The sequence below is a fragment of the Streptomyces sp. NPDC037389 genome, from assembly GCF_040636475.1.
Classification (GTDB): Bacteria; Actinomycetota; Actinomycetes; order Streptomycetales; family Streptomycetaceae; genus Streptomyces; species Streptomyces hesseae.
Genome location: NZ_JBEZUS010000077.1, coordinates 1 through 1130 on the forward strand (window position 1 = coordinate 1; position 1130 = coordinate 1130).

The 1130-nt window shown below is 71.2% G+C and carries 1 protein-coding gene and 1 pseudogene; one reads left to right on the forward strand and one right to left on the reverse strand.

Annotated features, from left to right (window positions below; translation table 11 throughout):
- Positions 1-275, forward strand: a pseudogene (locus AB0E98_RS33870) (hypothetical protein); the annotation flags it as partial.
- 7 nt (positions 276-282) lie between these two features.
- On the opposite strand, the gene AB0E98_RS33875 reads toward AB0E98_RS33870, so the two are convergent.
- Positions 283-1130 (reverse strand): threonine/serine exporter family protein (locus tag AB0E98_RS33875; protein WP_361710351.1); only part of this gene is annotated, 848 nt, incomplete at its 5' end.

Here is a 1130-nt window from a genome sequence, read left to right on the forward strand (position 1 = left end):
CCGCCCAGCAGCAGCACCAGTCGCCGTACCCGGTCATGGACGACGCCACGACCCAGCTCCGCAGGGTGGACCCGTACGACCAGCCGCAGCAGTACCAGCAGCAGCGGCCCCAGCAGTACCAGCAGCCGCAGCAGTACGACCGGCCCCAGCAGTACGACCGGCCGCAGCAGTACCAGCAGCCCCCGCAGCAGCCGTACGCCCAGCAGTACCCGCAGGGTTACGGCGACCAGCCCCAGCAGTACGGCGACCAGCACCCGTACAACCAGGGCCGCTGACCTCGCGCTAGAAACCCCTCGTCCGCTTGGCGGCCCGGCGTCCCGCCGCACTCGCGGCGCCGGGCACCCTCAGGAACAGCCGCGAGATCTCCCCGCCCAGGTTCACCCCGATCGCGATGGCCATCGCCAGCGCCACCGCGTTGGAATGCGACAGCTGCGCCGCGTCGACCTCGCCCTGCGCGATCCCCAGCAGACCGAAGTACGTCGCCGAACCGGGCAGCAGCGGCCCGATCGCCGCGGTCGTGTACGGCAGCGCCGAGGCGAACCGGTACCGGGACATCAGCTGCCCGAACAGGCCCACGAGCCCCGCCGCGGCGGCCGTGGAGGCCACCGGTGAGATGTCGCCGGCGTAGTTCATGGCGCCGTACACGCACCAGGCGATACCGCCGTTCAGGGTCACCGCGAGCACGGTGGCCCGTTCCTGCTGGAGCAGGATCGCGAAGGCCAGCGACAGCAGCATCGAGGCGAAGATCTGCACGAACGGTTCGTCGCCGGTGCCAAGCGCGGCGTCCGGATTGAGCTGGGCGCCCAGCTGGACGCCGAAGTACAGCACCACCAGCACCCCGGCGACGATGCTGACGAAGAAGTACATGACCTCCAGCAGACGCGCGGCGGCGGTGATGTAGAAACCGGTCAGGCCGTCCTGCACCCCCGCGACCAGCGCCCGCCCGGGCAGCAGCGCGAAGAGCCCACCGGTGATGACCGCGGACGCCTTCACGTCGACGTGGGTCACCGTCAGCGCCACGCCCATCGCGGCCGGCGGCATCGCGGCCACCGCGAACTGGTAGAACTCCGGCAGCCCTCGCCCGGCGCACAGCCACGCCAGCCGGTCGCCGAGCATCGAGCCGAACATCG